At 63.0% G+C, this 16,106-nt stretch carries 12 protein-coding genes; 7 read left to right on the forward strand and 5 right to left on the reverse strand.

The genetic code is table 11. The features are described 5' to 3' along the window. Window positions 1-107 precede the first annotated feature (107 nt). The 7 genes from ACL9RJ_RS02855 (at window position 108) to ACL9RJ_RS02885 (ending at window position 9,528) form a co-directional block, all read left to right on the forward strand. Entirely contained in the window at window positions 108-1,376 is a 1,269-nt protein-coding gene (locus ACL9RJ_RS02855; protein WP_422764857.1) for an HAF family protein, read from the forward strand. A 59-nt stretch (window positions 1,377-1,435) separates the two neighbouring features. Further along, entirely contained in the window at window positions 1,436-1,804 is a 369-nt protein-coding gene (locus tag ACL9RJ_RS02860; protein WP_146049211.1) for a hypothetical protein, read from the forward strand. A 186-nt stretch (window positions 1,805-1,990) separates the two neighbouring features. Next, window positions 1,991-4,096: an EAL domain-containing protein gene (locus tag ACL9RJ_RS02865; protein ID WP_178990148.1), complete on the forward strand. Its 2,106-nt coding sequence runs from the start codon at window positions 1,991-1,993 to the stop codon at window positions 4,094-4,096. A 115-nt stretch (window positions 4,097-4,211) separates the two neighbouring features. Further along, a complete protein-coding gene (locus ACL9RJ_RS02870) occupies window positions 4,212-5,111 on the forward strand; it encodes a bestrophin family protein (protein ID WP_422764858.1) in 900 nt (299 codons plus the stop codon). 76 nt (window positions 5,112-5,187) lie between these two features. Then, window positions 5,188-6,243 (forward strand): tetratricopeptide repeat protein, encoded by a 1,056-nt coding sequence (locus ACL9RJ_RS02875; RefSeq protein ID WP_422764859.1) that lies wholly within the window; start codon window positions 5,188-5,190, stop codon window positions 6,241-6,243. A gap of 112 nt (window positions 6,244-6,355) precedes the next feature. Continuing rightward, a complete protein-coding gene (locus ACL9RJ_RS02880) occupies window positions 6,356-7,858 on the forward strand; it encodes an ATPase domain-containing protein (protein WP_017127259.1) in 1,503 nt (500 codons plus the stop codon). Beyond that, entirely contained in the window at window positions 7,855-9,528 is a 1,674-nt protein-coding gene (locus tag ACL9RJ_RS02885; RefSeq protein WP_103032952.1) for an ATP-binding protein, read from the forward strand. Before ACL9RJ_RS02880 ends, ACL9RJ_RS02885 begins: the two co-directional genes overlap by 4 nt. Before the next feature lie 21 nt (window positions 9,529-9,549). On the opposite strand, the gene ACL9RJ_RS02890 is transcribed toward ACL9RJ_RS02885, so the two are convergent. The 5 genes from ACL9RJ_RS02890 to ACL9RJ_RS02910 all read right to left on the reverse strand — a co-directional run bounded on the left by ACL9RJ_RS02890 (window position 9,550) and on the right by ACL9RJ_RS02910 (window position 16,088). Continuing rightward, window positions 9,550-9,927: a response regulator gene (locus tag ACL9RJ_RS02890; RefSeq protein WP_017127260.1), complete on the reverse strand. Its 378-nt coding sequence runs from the start codon at window positions 9,925-9,927 to the stop codon at window positions 9,550-9,552. A 65-nt stretch (window positions 9,928-9,992) separates the two neighbouring features. After that, window positions 9,993-11,186 (reverse strand): hybrid sensor histidine kinase/response regulator, encoded by a 1,194-nt coding sequence (locus ACL9RJ_RS02895; RefSeq protein WP_422764860.1) that lies wholly within the window; start codon window positions 11,184-11,186, stop codon window positions 9,993-9,995. Continuing rightward, complete coding sequence (locus tag ACL9RJ_RS02900) at window positions 11,180-11,785, reverse strand: chemotaxis protein CheB (RefSeq protein WP_017127262.1); 606 nt, start codon at window positions 11,783-11,785, stop codon at window positions 11,180-11,182. Before ACL9RJ_RS02900 ends, ACL9RJ_RS02895 begins: the two co-directional genes overlap by 7 nt. Next, window positions 11,782-12,597: a CheR family methyltransferase gene (locus tag ACL9RJ_RS02905; RefSeq protein WP_017127263.1), complete on the reverse strand. Its 816-nt coding sequence runs from the start codon at window positions 12,595-12,597 to the stop codon at window positions 11,782-11,784. The genes ACL9RJ_RS02900 and ACL9RJ_RS02905 overlap by 4 nt, the downstream gene beginning before the upstream one ends. Further along, window positions 12,597-16,088 (reverse strand): response regulator, encoded by a 3,492-nt coding sequence (locus ACL9RJ_RS02910; RefSeq protein ID WP_422764861.1) that lies wholly within the window; start codon window positions 16,086-16,088, stop codon window positions 12,597-12,599. Before ACL9RJ_RS02910 ends, ACL9RJ_RS02905 begins: the two co-directional genes overlap by 1 nt. Window positions 16,089-16,106 lie beyond the last annotated feature (18 nt).

Genomic DNA, 16,106 nt, shown 5'->3' on the forward strand with positions numbered 1-16,106 from the left:
TCTAACGAACTGTCATTTCTGACAGTTACCGGCGCAATGAACCGAGGGGTACGGTAAGGGCGCGCATAGATCGTGCGCGCACACTCATCATCGCAAGGAGAAGCGTTATGAAACTCCCCTCTCGTCTTGTTACCTCACTCGGCTTGGTGGTCGCGAGTGTCAACCTCGCGACAGTGGTCCAGGCTGCCACCTGGAACGATAACGCCAGCAATTCCACTGTTCTCAGCAGCCGCTTCACCGCGGGCAACGATTATCATTATTTTGTGGGCAAATCCATGTCGGTGGGTTTTTTCGAGTCAGCGCTGGTGGACACTCTGTCTGGCGGGGCAACGGCTCTCCCGCCCTTGTTCACCTCCGCCAGTGGAGACCCGGGAGCCTGTGCCGCCGGTGCAATCAGCAATGCCCCAGCAAGCACGGCCGTGATCGTCGGTACCTGTGAAGACAGTCTCGAAGTGAACCAGGCGGTCAAATGGCCGGTCAACAATCTCACCGCGCCCCCTCAGCAACTGCAACCGCTGCCCCTGCTCGCCGGCCTGCGCCTGGTACCCGACGTGCAGACCGAGGCGGCTGCCGTCAACCTCGCGGGTGTCGTGACGGGCATCAGCATCAGCCCCACCGGTGAAGCCACGCCGGTGGTGTGGAGTTCCACCGGGGCCGCGAACAGCCTGCTGCCACCGCTGCTCGGCTCGGTCAGCAACTGCAGTCCGGCGGACATCAGTGATGCGGCAACGCCAGCGATTATTGGCAATTGTCCGGCCGGTACTGGTGGTTCGGGGAAAAACCGCGCCGTGCTCTGGGCCAATGCCAGCTCCGGTTATACCGTGCTGCCTGTGCCCAGTGGGGCCAGCTACTGCGTCGCCAGTGAAATCAATCTGAGCGGAAAAATCCTCGGTACCTGTTATTACGTACCCGATACCTATAAAACCGTGCAGTGGCCGGCCGGCGGTGCCAGCGCGCCGACGGTGATGCTGACCATCAACGGCAACACCTCGCTGCGTAACTCCGGGGTCGCCATGAATGCGTCAGGGCAGATCGCCGGCAATCGGCTGAAATCCGGCGGCTTTACCACCGGGTTCTTCTGGGATCCCGCCACCGGTACCAACGGGGTTCCGGTCCCACTCCTGGCCGGTAGCGCCAGAGCCACCGCCAAGGCCATCTCCGACAACGGCATCATCGTCGGTTGCGGTGAAGTGGCGGGCGTCAGCGAAGCCTTCACTTACCACAGCTCCGGCGGCACCCTCCTGGCAATCAGCCCCCTGGGAGCCGGTGGCAACGACTGTGCCGACGCCATTTCTCCCAATGGCGCCTATACCGCCGGCGTCAGTGAAGACGCCAGCGTCAGCGAGCAGGACGATGGGGTTATTTTCAACAACTAGCACAAAGGCCGTTCTGGCTTCCATTGAAGCGCATCGGCTTGATCCGGAGGAATACTGAAATGACTGCTATCGCTCTTTGCCCATCGGACTGTTCCCGTCACACCAGGGCGTTGCGTACCCGGCCCCGCAAAAGGGGATTTGCCGTGGCCATGCTGATCGCGATGGGTGTAGCCTGCCCGTTGATCGCCACCTCCAGCCACGCCGCGCCCCTTTGCCGGTACACCTGTAGCACCAACGTTGCCGTCAGGCCCACCGGTTATTCCGCGGGCTTCCATGCCGGCTACACCGCGGGACAGGTGGACGGCTATGCAGCCGGGCGCAATACCTATGCCGCCGGCTACGCGGCGGGCTACAACTACGGCTTCGCCGTCGGTTACAACCGCGGCCAGAACGCCAACACGCCACCTTACGGCCAGATGCGTTACTGAAACCGATCAGGTGGTCGCGACATCCTTGCCGGACTCCCACCGAGCAGCCCCGAGCGCCTTTGGCCTCGGGGCTTTTTCCATCGGCGGCTTGGCCTTTTCGGGGCATCTCGGGATATGCTCGCGTCCAGGGGACCAGCCTGATGGCCATATGCCCCATCAAGACTGAAGGTCTAAAGGGGTTGGGCAATGTCACAGTCAGTCTTCAAGTTGTTCCTGACCAATCGCCTGGCGGCGCTGGCCGGCGCCGACTCGTTGCGGGCCATTCGCGAAGGGCTGCTCTGGCTGTTGCCGTGCCTGCTGGTTTCGGCCGCCTTCCTCGTGCTGTCGGTGTGTGCCCGGCTGCTGGGCGCGCCGGATGAGCTGGTGGACTTCCTCGCCGGGCTGCACGAGAAGATCAGCGGCACCCTGCCCTTGCTGGTCGCCGCCTCGATCGGCTACATGCTCGCGATCCGCTACCGCTTGCCGCAGGTGCCGGTGGCGTTCCTGTGCCTGACCCATGTGGTGATCGCGATCTACCTGCTGCAGGATTATCCCCGCGCCGCCGCGACGCTGGTGCTGTTTATCGCCATCGCCTCGCCGCTGGTCAACGTGCCGATCATTGCCCGGCTCTACCGCCAGCCCTGGCTGCGGCTGGTACGGGAAAACGTGGTCGGCTACAACGTGCGCGACAGCATCAATGTGGTGATTCCGGGCCTGTTGACCGCGGCGATGCTGGTGATGGTGCTGTCGCTGCTGCTGGAGATCCCCAGCGTCGCCCAGATGCAGGTGCCTTTCGACCTGACGGCACTCGACCATCCCTATGCCTATGGGCTGCTGATCAGCGCGACCAACTCGATGCTGTGGTTCTTCGGCATCCACGGCGCCCATGCCATGCAGCCGCTGTTCGACGTCCTTGACCTGGCGGTGACGGTCAACCAGCTCAACGTCGCCGCCGCCGAGCCGGCCCGCTATGCGCTCAACAGCGGCCTGCTGGGTTGCTTCGCCTTCACCGGCGGCTCCGGCGCCTCGCTGTCGCTGATCGTTGCCATCCTGCTGTTTTCCCGCGACCGCTCCCTGCGCCTGCTGGCCCTGGCGGCGACGCCGTTGTCGCTGTTCAATGTCAACGAGATCCTGCTGTTCGGGCTGCCGATCATCCTCAACCCAAGGCTGTTCCTGCCCTTTCTCATCGCGCCCATGCTCAATACCGTGCTGGCGGTGGCGGCCGTGCAGGCCGGCTGGGTCGCGCCGGTGGTGACTGGCATGCCGCTGACTTCGCCGGTGCTGCTCAATGCCTACCTGAGCACCAACGGCGACTGGGCGGCCGTGGTCCTGCAACTGGTACTCGTCGCCGTCAGCTGCCTGGTGTACGCGCCGTATGTGATTGCCCTGCATCGCCAGCAGGACGAAGAGCAGAAGATCTACATCAGGTCCTTCGACACTACCTTTCGCAGCCTCGAGGAAAAGGGTCGGCTGTTCGAGCTCGACCCGGTGGTCGCCGCGCACCGCAACGAGGCCCGGCGCACCGAGGAATTGGAACGTATCCGGCTCATCAGCGAATACGAATTCCACCTGGAATTCCAGCCGCAGATCTCCAAGGTGAGCGGCCTGTGCATCGGTTGCGAGGCCTTGATGCGTGCCCGTGACAAGGACGGCCGCGCCCAGCAGCCCTGGGAGTTTCTCAGATGGCTGGCCCAGGCCAACCTGATGGCCGATGTCGACCTGTGGGTCGCCTCCCAGGCGCTGGAGCAATATCGGCGCTGGCAGAAGATCGGCTTCGAACTGCCGATGACCATCAACGTCACGGCCGCGACCCTGAGCACGCCCGAGCACGGCGAACGCCTGCTGGAGATTCTCGCCCAGGCCCACGGGCGGATTTCCGTCGAGTTGACCGAGGATGCGCTGGTCGGCGACGTGCAGTTGATCCACCGCCTGATCGAAGGCCTGCACGGCTTCGGCGCCAAACTGTATATCGACGATTTCGGCACCGGCTATTCGGCCCTGAGCTACCTGCACCAGTTCAGGATCGATGGCATCAAGATCGACCGCAGCTTTGTCGTCGCCCACCGTCATGCCAATGGCGCACGGGTCCTGAGCGGCATGCTGCGGCTGTGCGAAACCCTCGACCTCGACATCATCGTCGAAGGCGTGGAAACCCGGGAGCAGTACGACGCCTTGCAGTCCTCCCGCGAACTGGTGATCCAGGGCTGGTATTTCAGCAAGGCGATCAACGCGACACAGATGCCGGAATTTGTTCTGCAGCGCCAGGAACTGGCTGCCGGCGAACGGCTGTTGATATTGCCGAACAACGCATGAGCGCCTCGATGATAGACAGCCTCGATCAAGCTGTCGGGCAGAGCGATTGGACAAGCAGGCCGGCGGCTTCTAGTCTGGCTCGGCGTAACCCCCGCGCTGCTGCCAGTCCCTTCCCATGATCGTGCGTCCCAAGCCGAACCTGATCGGCATCCTGTTTTCCCTGAAAGGCTCGATTGCCAAGCGGATTGCCCTGCGCAGCCTGCTGGTGACATTGCTGGCCTCGGTCATCGTGCTGGTGGAAACCTGGCACCCGGCCTACTTTTCCAAGGTCAACGCCACGCCCTTCACCCTGCTCGGACTGTCGCTGTCGATCTTCATGAGCTTTCGCAACAATGCCTGCTACGACCGCTGGTGGGAAGGCCGCAAGCAACTGGGGCAGATGATCATCGAGGTGCGCTCGCTGATCCGCGAAAGCCAGGTGTTCACCGACACCGCCGAGCGCCAGGGCCTGCTGCGCGACCTCTGCGGCTTTGCCCATGGCCTGATCGCCCGCCTGCGCCTGGAAGACGAGCACGCCGCCGTGCGCGAGTGGGCCACGCAGCCGCCGCCGCAGAACCATCCGAATGTCACCGACCACCTCTTGCAGCAAATCGGGGCGCGCTGCTCGCGCCTGGCGCAACAGGGCCAGCTCGGCGAATGGCGCTATACGGTGTTTGCCGCCCGGCTGGCCAGCCTGAGCCAGGTCCAGGCCAGTTGCGAGCGGATCAAGCACACCCCGCTGCCCTTCCCCTATACCCTGCTGCTGCACCGCACCATCTATCTGTTCTGCATCCTGCTGCCGTTCGCCATGGCCGAACCCCTGGGCTGGTTGACGCCGGTGTTTACCGCGATTGTCAGCTACACCTTTTTCGGCCTCGACGAGATCGGCGACGACCTCGAGGACCCGTTCGGTTTCGACGAGAACGACTTGCCGTGCAATGCGCTGCTGCGCACGGTCGAGCGGGAGATTCTCGCCAGCCTCGGCGAAACCGAGCTGCCGCCGCCCCTGGAACCCATCGAGTACGTGCTCAACTGATCGCGGGTTTGACTCCGAAGCGCTCCTGACCGAAGCTGGCGGCTCTGGGAAAAGCCTGCCAGCTCACGGACACTGCATGACCAAGCCCCGCCGTTACCTGATCATCAGCCTGCTTGCCTTCCTGATCCTGGGCCTTGCCTGGCACTGGATGCGCAGCCCGACCGCGGTGCCCGCGAAAACCCCGCATGTCAATTACGGCCGCGCCCTGGAACAGGCGCACAACGGCCAGCCGGGCGCCGCGCGGGTGCTCTACCAGCAACTGGCGCGCACCGACCTGTCGGATATCCGCCGGGCCGCGCTGCATGCCGAACTGCCCAACTATCCCAGTCCCCAGGCATTGAAACTGGCCGACGCGGATTTGCAGAGCCCTTCGGCGCTGGTCCGCGAGGCGGCGATCCAGAGCATTGTCGGCCTGGTGCCGGGGGCACAGCGCAGCCTGTTACTCGGGCCGGTGCTGGAGGACAGCGAGCAGGAGGTACGCTTTGCCGCGGCCAATGCCATGCTCGGTTTGTCACCGGACGACCAGGGCCTGTATTTCGGCCCGCTGCAACAGGTGGTCGACGAATATGAACGCACCCTCAAGGCCCAGCCGGAGAGTGCCGATGCCCAGTTCCAACTGGCCCGCCTGTACCTGCACGAAGGGCAACTGGACGAGGCCCAGCAATCGCTCGAACGCATGTCGCAGCTGGAGCCGAACAACCTCAGGGCAGTGGTCGCCCGTGTCGAACTGCTGGACAAGCGCGGCCAGCCGGACCAGGCCCGGCAACTGCTGGCCCGGCAACTGGAGGTGCAACCACAGTCGGCCTATCTGCAACATGCCCTGGGTATCTGGCTGCTGCACCATGGCCAGACCGAGTATGCCCTGCTGGGCCTGGCCAAGGCCGTGGAGCTGGAACCGGACAACACCGAATTCCGCTACAAGCTCGCCACCACCCTGCACGACCTGCACCAGCTCGAAGCGGCCCAGCGCCAGCTCGAAGAGCTGGTCCAGCGCCATCCGGCGAACCGCAAGGCCCGCGTGCTGCTGATCAGCTACTGGAAGGAAAGCGGCCAGTTGCAGAACGTGCAGATCCTGCTGGCGCAGCTGGAACAGCAGAATCCCGACGATCCCGCCCTGCAACAGGGCTTGTGAAGCGCCCGCAAAAAGACTGAACACCTCGTGAATCCGGAGGTCAAGTGAACAGGCGGCGTCAAAAGGTCACGCGCCCGGACACCGCCACCTCCCAGTCACATGAGGCGATTCCTTGACTACATCAGTAGCGTCGATCACGACCAAAGCCGCCACTGGCATCGAAGGGCTGGACGATATCCTGTCCGGCGGCCTGTCCCGCGGGCATGTCTTCCTGCTCGAAGGCGAACCCGGCACCGGCAAGACCACCGTGGCCCTGCACTTTCTCCTGGCCGGTGCCAAGGCCGACGAGCGCTCGTTGTATATCACCCTGTCGGAAACCGAGCGCGAACTGCGCCAGGGCGCGCACTCCCATGGCTGGACACTGGACGAAAACATCGAGATTTTCGAGCTGACACCGCCGGAAAGCCTGCTCAACGCCGACCATCAGCAAAGCCTGCTGTATTCCTCTGACCTGGAACTGGGCGAGGCCACCCGGCAGATATTCGAAGTGGTCGAACGGGTCAAGCCGACCCGCGTGGTCCTCGACAGCCTCTCCGAAATCCGCCTGCTGGCGCAGAGTTCGCTGCGTTACCGCCGGCAGATCCTGGCGATCAAGCATTACTTCGTGCGGTATGACGCCACGGTCCTGCTGCTCGACGACCTGACCACCGAGTCCCTCGACAAGACCGTGCACAGCGTCGCCCACGGCGTTATCCGTCTGGAGGAACTGACCCCCAACTACGGTGCCGAGCGGCGCCGGGTCCGGGTGGTCAAGTACCGGGGCCAGAAGTACCGCGGCGGCTATCACGACTTCACCATCAGCGGCGATGGCGTGCATGTGTTTCCCCGCCTGGTGGCGGCCGAACATCGCGGCCAGTACGTGCGCCGGCAACTCACCAGCGGTATCGCCGAGATGGATGCATTGCTCGGCGGCGGCATCGAAACCGGTTCCAGCACCCTGATCCTCGGCCCCGCCGGTACCGGCAAGTCGCTGATCGCCATGCTCTTCGCCGCCGCGGCGGTGGCCCGCGGGGAAAAGGCCGCGCTGTTCATTTTCGACGAGGAACTGGGCCTGCTGTTCGAGCGCATGAAGAATATCGGCATCGACCTCCAGGCCCTGCGCGAGACCGGCAACCTGTGGATCGACCAGGTCGATGCCGCCGAGCTGTCTCCCGGCGAGTTCTCCCACCGGGTGCGGCGCTGCGTGGATGAGCGCGGCATCAAGACCGTGGTGATCGACAGTATCAACGGCTACCAGGCCGCCATGCCGGAAGAGAACGCGCTGATCCTGCACATGCATGAACTGCTGCTGTACCTCAACCGCCAGGGCGCAGCGACCTTCATGACCGTCGCCCAGCACGGACTGGTCGGCGACATGCAGGCACCAGTGGACATCACCTACCTGGCCGATACCGTGATCCTGCTGCGTTACTTCGAGGCCCTGGGCAAGGTTCGCCGAGCCATCTCGATCATCAAGAAGCGTACCGGGGCCCATGAATCGACCATCCGCGAGTACCGCATCAGTGGCCGTGGCATGACCATCGGCGAGCCCCTGGAAGCCTTCCAGGGCGTGTTGCGCGGCGTGCCCACCTATCTGGGTGAGGGCCTGCCGTTGCTCAAGGACGGAGGCTTGTGACCCTGCCGGACGCAGTTTCCGAGCGAGCGATCATCCTGGCACCCTGGGGTCGCGACGGCCAGATCGCGCGGATGATTCTCGCCGAGGCCGGCTTCCCCGGCGTGATCGCCACGAGCCTGGCGACCTTGTGTGGCGAGCTGGAGCGTGGCGCCGGCCTGTTGATCGTGGCGGCCGAGGCCCTGCACGAGACGGACCTGGAGCCACTGTTGCAGCACCTGCAGGAACAACCGGCGTGGTCGGACCTGCCCATTGTGCTGATGACCCATCACGGCGGCCCTGATCGGTCGCCCTCTTCCCGTCTCGGCGCGCAACTGGGCAATGTCAGCTTCCTGGAACGCCCCTTTCACCCGGTGACGCTGATCAGCCTGGTGACCTCGGCCATTCGTGGGCGCCGCCGACAGTACGAGGCCCGTGACCGGCTGATCGACCTGAGCCAGAGCGAACGGCGCCTCAAGGACACCCTGGAGACCCTGGAACAGCAGGTCGAGGAGCGCACCGCCCAACTGCGCCATAACGAAGAAGCGTTGCGCCAGTCGCAGAAGATGGAGGCGGTCGGCCAGTTGACCGGCGGCATCGCCCACGACTTCAACAATATGCTGACCGGCATCATCGGCAGCCTCGAACTGCTCAAGCGGCGCCTGGCCCGCGGGCGCCTGGAAGATCTCGACAGCCTGATCGACCTCGGCGTGACCTCGGCCAACCGCGCCGCCGGCCTGACCCACCGCTTGCTGGCGTTCTCCCGACGCCAGTCACTGGATTCCAAGCCGGTGAACATGAACGAACTGGTCAGGTCCATGGGCGAGCTGCTGCATCGCAGCCTCAATGAAAGCATCGACCTGCAGATGGTCCTCGGCGAACCGCTGTGGACCGCCGAGGCGGACCCCAATCAACTGGAAAGCGCCCTGCTCAACCTGGTGCTCAATGCCCGCGACGCCATGCCCGATGGCGGGCACCTGCAGGTGGTCACCTTCAACCAGACACTGGACCCGGTCTTCACTGAAACCGAGGGCCACCTGGCGCCGGGGGACTATGTCGTGCTGCAGGTCCGCGACAGCGGCTGCGGCATGCCGGAGAGCGTGATCAGCCGGGCATTCGACCCGTTCTTCACGACCAAGCCCATCGGCCAGGGGACCGGTCTCGGCCTGTCGATGATCTACGGGTTCAGCAAGCAATCCCACGGCCATGTGTCCATCGACAGCACGCCGGGCCAGGGCACTTCGGTCAACCTCTACCTGCCCCGCTACCAGGGCAGCGCGGCGGCCCAGGACGACGCGGTGCACCTGTTGCAGGCAGCGCACGCCGAAGACGGCGAAACCGTGCTGATCGTCGAGGACGACCCGGCGGTACGGGTATTGGTCTGCGAGGTGCTGAGCGAACTGGGCTATGCCTTCGTCGAAGCCGCGAGTGCCGACAGCGCCATGCCGATTCTCGACTCCGGCCAGCGCATCGACCTGCTGATCAGCGACGTCGGCCTGCCAGGCATGAACGGCCGGCAACTGGCGGAGATCGGCCGGCAATTGCGGCCCGGGCTCAAGGTGCTGTTCATCACCGGTTATGCCGAACATGCAGCGGTGCGGGGCGGTTTTCTCGACCCCGGCATGCAGATGATCACCAAGCCCTTCACCTTCGATCTGCTGACCGCCCGGGTGCGGGAGATGATCAATGCCTGACGGCCTCTGCGGGAGCGGATTTCAGGCCAGCAGGCGCTGGATCTGCTCCTGTAGCTTGTCGAGGTCGAAGGGCTTGGCCAGGATCGGCGCGGTCCGGGTGATCGGGCTGTCCGTCTCGAGAATCTCCGCCGGATAGCCGCTGATGAAAATCACCTTCAGGTCCGGGCGCAGCTTGACCGCCGGCTCCGCGATATCGACCCCGGAAACCCCGCCGGGCAGGCGGAAGTCCGTCACCATCAGGTCCAGGTTGGGCTTGGTCGCGAGGATCTTGAACGCTTCCTCGCCGTTCGCCGCCTGCAGGACCCGATAGCCCTCGCCGGCCAGATAGTGCGACAACACCAGCAGGATCGAGGGCTCGTCCTCGACGATCAGGACGACGTCTTGTGCATCTTCACTCATGGAAAGCCTTCATTCTCAAGATTGCTGCCAATACGACCATCCCCCCGCCGAGAGGTTGCGTCGTTCTACGGGTTTTCCTGCAACGGCAGACAAACACAGAAGGTGGCGCCTTCGCCAAGAGCGCTCTGCAGCTTGATGGTACCGCCATGGGCGCTGACGATCTGTTCGGAAATGAACAGGCCCAGCCCGAGACCGGCGGCCACATGGCTGGCCGAAACCCGCTCGAACTGCTGGAAGATGCGTTTCTGGTTGTCCTCGCTGATACCGATGCCACGGTCGCGCACTTCAACCCGCGCCTCGCCATCCTGCGCGTAGACCCGTACATCGATCGGGCTTTTCGCACCGTAGCGCAAGGCATTGGTCAACAGGTTGGAGATCACCTGCTCGATACGGAACTCGTCCCAGCAGCCTACTATCGGCTCCGCAGCCTGGAAGTTGAGGGTCGACTCGGCGGCCTCCACCTGGGGTGCGAAGCCTTCGAGCAACTTGGCGACCAGTTGGGAAAGATCGAAGCGGCTGGGACGGATCGACAGCTTGCCGGTGCGGATGCGTGACACATCGAGCATGTCCTCGATCAGCCGGATCAGGCTCTTGATCTGTCGCTCGTCGCGCTCGACCATGGCGTGCATCTTGTCCAGGCTGAAGGCGGCCGCGTTGTCCTTGGCCAGGTGCATCTTGCGCAACTGGGTTTCGAGGATCAGCCCGTTGAGCGGCGTGCGCACCTCATGGGACACGATCGACATGAAGTCATCGCGCATGCGGATCGCGTGCCGCAGCTCTTCCTGGGTCGCCCGCAGCTCCTTGAGCAGCGCCTCCTGTTCGTGGCGGCTCTGCTCCAGGGCCTCGACCTGCTGCTTCATGGCCTTGCTCTGGCGATACAGCTCGACGAAGACATTGACCTTGCTCTTCACCGCATGGGTGTCGAGGGGCTTGTAGAGGAAATCCACCGCACCGCTTTCATAGCCCTTGAAGGCATAGTTGAGCTCACGCCCGGCGGCACTGACAAAAACGATGGGAATGCTCCGGGTCTTCTCGGTGCCGCGCATCAGTTCGGCCAGCTCGAAGCCGTTCATGCCCGGCATCTGCACGTCGAGAATGGCCATGGCGAACTCGTGCTGCAACAGCAGCGACAGCGCCTCATCGGCCGACAGGGCCTTGTAGACGATGCGGTCCTCACGCTTGATCAGCGCTTCCAGCGCCAGCAGATTTTCCGGCAGATCGTCGACGATCAGCAGTTTGGCCTGGATAGTAGTTAGCATGCGATTCGTTCCAGCTCGACAAGCAGACGGCCGATGCCGCGCAAAGGGAGAATATAGTCAGGTTCGTGCAAGGCCAAGGCGGCTTCGGGCATGGTCGCCACCCGCGCTTCGTGCGGGTCCTGCACCACGGTCAGGCCACCCCGGGCCTTGACCAGGGCCAACCCACGGGCGCCGTCATGGTTGGCGCCGGTCAGCAGCACCGCCATCAGGCGCGCTTCATAGGCATCGGCGCAGGACTCGAACAGGTAATCGATGGAGGGGCGCGAGTGGTGCACGCGCTCCTCGCGACTGAAGGAAAAACTGCGGTCGCGCTCCACCGACAGATGATAACCGGGCGCGGCGAAATACAGGGTGCCCGGACTCACCGGCTCCTTGTCGTCAGCCTCCTTGACCGGCAGCCGCAGGCGCCGGGAGAAAACCTCGGCCAGTTGGCTGCGACGCTGCTCGGGCATATGCAGCACGACAATGATCGGCAGGCCGAAACCGGCCGGCAGCTCACCGAACACGGTCAGCAGGGCCTCGACGCCGCCGGCCGAAGCGCCGACCGCGATGGCGTCGACACGCTGTCGCTGGGTGAACTCAAGGGCCAGTTCGCTCATAGCTTGCGATAGATCCGCTCTTGCTTGATCAGGGGTTCGAACTGCTTGCCAAAGGGCGAGAAATCCAGGGTTTCCTTGCTGCCAAGCACCAGGAAACCACGATGGCAGAGCGATTCATGGAACAAACCAAAGGCACGATCCTGAAGCTTTTTATTGAAATAAATCAATACGTTGCGACATGAAATTAATTGAGTTTCAGAGAATACGCTATCGGTGGCCAGGCTGTGATCGGCAAAGGTCACGTTCTCACGCAGGGTCTTGTCGAAAATCGCATAGCCATAGGCTGCCGTGTAGTACTCGGAAAACTCCCGCTGGCCGCCGGCCTGCAGGTAGTTCTGGGTATAGGCACGCACGTTGTCCAGGGAAAAGATGCCTTGCTTGGCCTTTTCCAGGGAGCTGGGGTTGATATCGGTGGCGTAGATGATCGTGCGCTCCAGCAAGCCCTCTTCCCGCAGCAGGATCGCCATGGAGTAGACCTCCTCGCCCGTGCTGCAACCGGCGATCCAGATCTTGATCGATGGATAGGTCTTGAGCAGCGGCACCACTTCCTGGCGAATGGCCAGGAAGTGGCTGGGATCGCGGAACATCTCGCTGACCGGTATGGTCAGGAACTGCAGCAGTTGCATGAACGCCGTCGGATCGTGCAGCACCCGTTCCTGCAGGGCGGAGATGGTCGCGCAGTCGAACTGGCGCAGGGCATGGTTGACCCGGCGCTTGATCGATGCGCCGGAATAGTCGCGAAAGTCATAGCTGTATTTGAGGTAGATAGCCTCGATCAACAGACGCAGTTCGATATCGAAGTTTTGCTCCACTAGATCCTTTCCATTTTCGGCAGCCACACGCGAATCAGCGAGAACAGGCGATCCAGGTCGATGGGCTTGGCCAGGTAATCGTTGGAGCCGGCCTGCAGGCAGCGTTCCTGATCGTCCTTCATGGCCTTGGCCGTGATCGCGATGATCGGCAGCTTGCGCCAGCGCGGTTCCTTGCGGATCTCCACAGTCGCTTCGTAGCCATCCATTTCCGGCATCATCACATCCATCAGTACCAGGTCGATGTCATCGACTTCGTTGAGTTTTTCAATCGCCTCGCGGCCATTACGGCCGATCTCGACGATCGCGCCCTTGTGCTCCAGGGCACTGGTCAGGGCGAAGATATTGCGCACGTCATCGTCCACCAGCAGGATCTTGCGACCCTCGAAGACCTTGTCGCGGCTGCGGGCGGTCTTGAGCATGCGCTGACGTTCATGGGACAACTGCGATTCGACTTTGTGCAGAAACAATGTCACTTCATCGAGCAGGCGCTCGGGCGAACGGGCGCCCTTGATGATGATCGAACGCGAATACTTGCGCAGGTCGGCCTCTTCGTCGCGGGTCAGGTTGCGCCCGGTATAGACGATCACCGGCGGGAACGAACGGATGTCTTCGGTGGACATGCGCTTGAGCAACTCGTTGCCGAGCATGTCCGGCAGCTTGAGGTCGATGATCATGCAGTCGTAGACGTTCTCGCGCAGCAGCTCCAGCGCATCCTGGGCCAGGCCTACCGCGGTGATCTCGATATCCTCGTCACCGATCAGCCGCGCGATGCTGTCGCGTTGCAGGTCATCGTCTTCGACCAGCAGCACACGCTTGACCTTCTGGGTCAGCTTGGCTTCGAGCCGGGAGAAAATCTCCTTGAGTTCGTCGCGGGTGGTCGGCTTGACCGCGTACCCCATGGCCCCCATGTGCATGGCGGCTTCGACGCGGTCCTCGACGGAGATCACGTGCACCGGGATATGCCGGGTCGCCGCCTGTTCCTTGAGGCGTTGCAGCACGGTCAGGCCGGAATGATCGGGCAGGCGCATGTCCAGCAGGATCGCGTCCGGGATGAACTGGGCCGCCAGGGCGAAACCTTCATCGGCGCCATGGGCGACCAGGCACTGGTAGCCCAGCTCATGGGCCAGGTCGTAGAGAATCTGGGCAAAGCTCGGCTCATCCTCGATCACCAGGATGCAGCGCGTGCCGAACGGCGCCTTGTCACGATCGTCGGCAAACCGCGCAACCGGGACCTCAATCGCCACGGGAGGCTCGCTGCGCACGCTGGCGACCATGACCGACGGCACATGTACCGGGGCCTGGACCACCGGGGTGCCCTCATCGGCTTCGACATAACGTTCCGGCAGTGCCAGCGTGAATACACTGCCCTGCCCCGGCTCGCTGGCGACGCTGATGGAGCCGCCGAGCAAGGCGGCCAGGTCGCGGGAAATCGACAAGCCCAGGCCGGTGCCGCCATAACGGCGATTGGTGGTGCCATCGGCCTGGCGGAACGCTTCGAAGATGCTTTCATGCTGCTCGGGGGCAATGCCGATTCCGGAGTCGCGCACGGTAAAGGCAACCCCCACGCCCGGTTGGCGCGAGACACTGAGGCTGACCAGGCCTTTTTCGGTGAACTTCACCGCATTCGACAGCAGGTTCTTCAGCACCTGTTCCAGGCGCTGGCGGTCGGTGAACAACATCACCGGGGCGCCATCCTGGATCTCCACGGTGAAATCCAGTTGCTTTTCACCGGCCAACGGCTGGAACAGGTCGCGCAGCCCCTCCACCAGGCGCGCCACACTGGTGTTCTCCGGGCGCACTTCAAGCTTGCCGGCCTCGACCTTGGAAATGTCGAGAATGTCGTTGATCAGGTTCAACAGATCGTTGCCGGCGGAATAGATCGACTCGGCGAACTTGACCTGTTCGTCGGTGAGATTGTCCTGGGGGTTCTCCGCCAGCAGCTTGGCCAGGATCAACGAGCTGTTGAGCGGCGTACGCAACTCATGGGACATGTTGGCGAGGAATTCGGACTTGTACTTGCTCGACCGCTGCAACTCCTCGGCACGCTCTTCCAGCTGAGCCTGGGCCTGGTTCAGCTCGCCGTTCTTGCGGTCCATGGCGTCGCGCTGCTCGGCCAGGGCCAGGGCCTGCTCGGCCAGTTGCTCGTTGGTCTGCTCCAGTTCGGTCTGCTGGGTCTCCAGGTGAACCTGGGACTCCTTGAGCACCCGTGACTGTTCTTCCAGTTCTTCGTTGGCGGTCTTCAGTTCTTCCTGCTGGACCTGCAACTCTTCGTTGAGCTGCTGGGTCTCGGCCAGGACTTCCTGCAGGCGCTGGCGGTAGCGGGCCGCTTCGATGGAGGTGCCGATATTGTCGGCGATCAGGTCTAGCAGCTCGATGTCACGCTCGTTGAGCCCCCGCAGGAAACCCAGCTCGATCACGCCGTTGACCCGTTCGTCGTTGGTGGTCGGCACCACCAGTACGCTGCGCGGCGAGCCTTCGCCGAGTCCGGAGCTGACCTTGAAGTAATCGCCCGGCACTTCGTCAAGGCGGATCAGCTGCCCCTGGGTCGCGGCCTGGCCGACAATCCCCTCGTCAGTGAAGATTTCCTGTTCCTGTTGTTCCTGTTCGCGAGAGAAACCATAACTGGCCACGCGCCGCAGGCCACCATGGTCTTCGCGCACATAGAGCGCGGCCACGGCGGTCCCCAGGTACTGCGCGCAGAACTGCAGGATATTGCGTCCCAGCAGGTTGAGGCTCAGTTGGCCGAGCACCTGCTCGGCCAGTTCGGTCTGGCCGCTGCGCAGCCATGCCTGTTTCTCCAGGCGCTCGGCACTCCTTAGTTGTGACGCGAGGTTTTTGCTGTAACTATCTGAAAGGCTTAATAAATCTTTTCGACCGACATAAGCCAGCAAGGCACTCAAGCCCAGCACGAAGACCAGGTAGAGGCCAATGGTCCAGAGGGTGGTGCGACTGACATCCTCGTTGCGCGTAAGACGCAACTGCTGCTCGGTAGCGACGGCACTGTCATATTCGTTGCGAATCTCGTCGCTCAGGCGCTTGCCGCGCCCGGCCTGTACCGCGCCCCGATAGTCACCGTTGGAACGCTGCAGGTCGATCATCGACTGCGCGTATTCGGTCCAGGCCCCTTGCAGCGCCTCGATGCGCCGGAACCGGTCGACCTGCTGGGGGTTGTCCGCCACCAACTGCTGCAGTCCGCGCAGCTCGGCGATGATCTTCGGCTTGGCGACCTCATAGGGATCGAGGAAATGCTCATCGCCGGTGATCAGGAACCCGCGCATGCCGGTTTCCAGGTCGACGGACAGCTTCATCGCTTCGTTGGTGGTGTTGATCACCCGATCGGTGTGTTCGACCCACTGGATCACCGAGAGCAGATAGGTGATCAATGAGATGAAAAACACCGCACTGAGTACACCGACACCCAGCGGCAGGCTGACGTTGCGACTCAGGAGTTTGCGAAAGCTCTGCTCATCAACCGAAGACGGTGAATTCATTTCGGGCCTCGGACGAAG

Origin of the sequence: Pseudomonas sp. Mn2068, assembly GCF_049319725.1 — a bacterium.
Lineage (GTDB): Bacteria > Pseudomonadota > Gammaproteobacteria > Pseudomonadales > Pseudomonadaceae > Aquipseudomonas > Aquipseudomonas gingeri.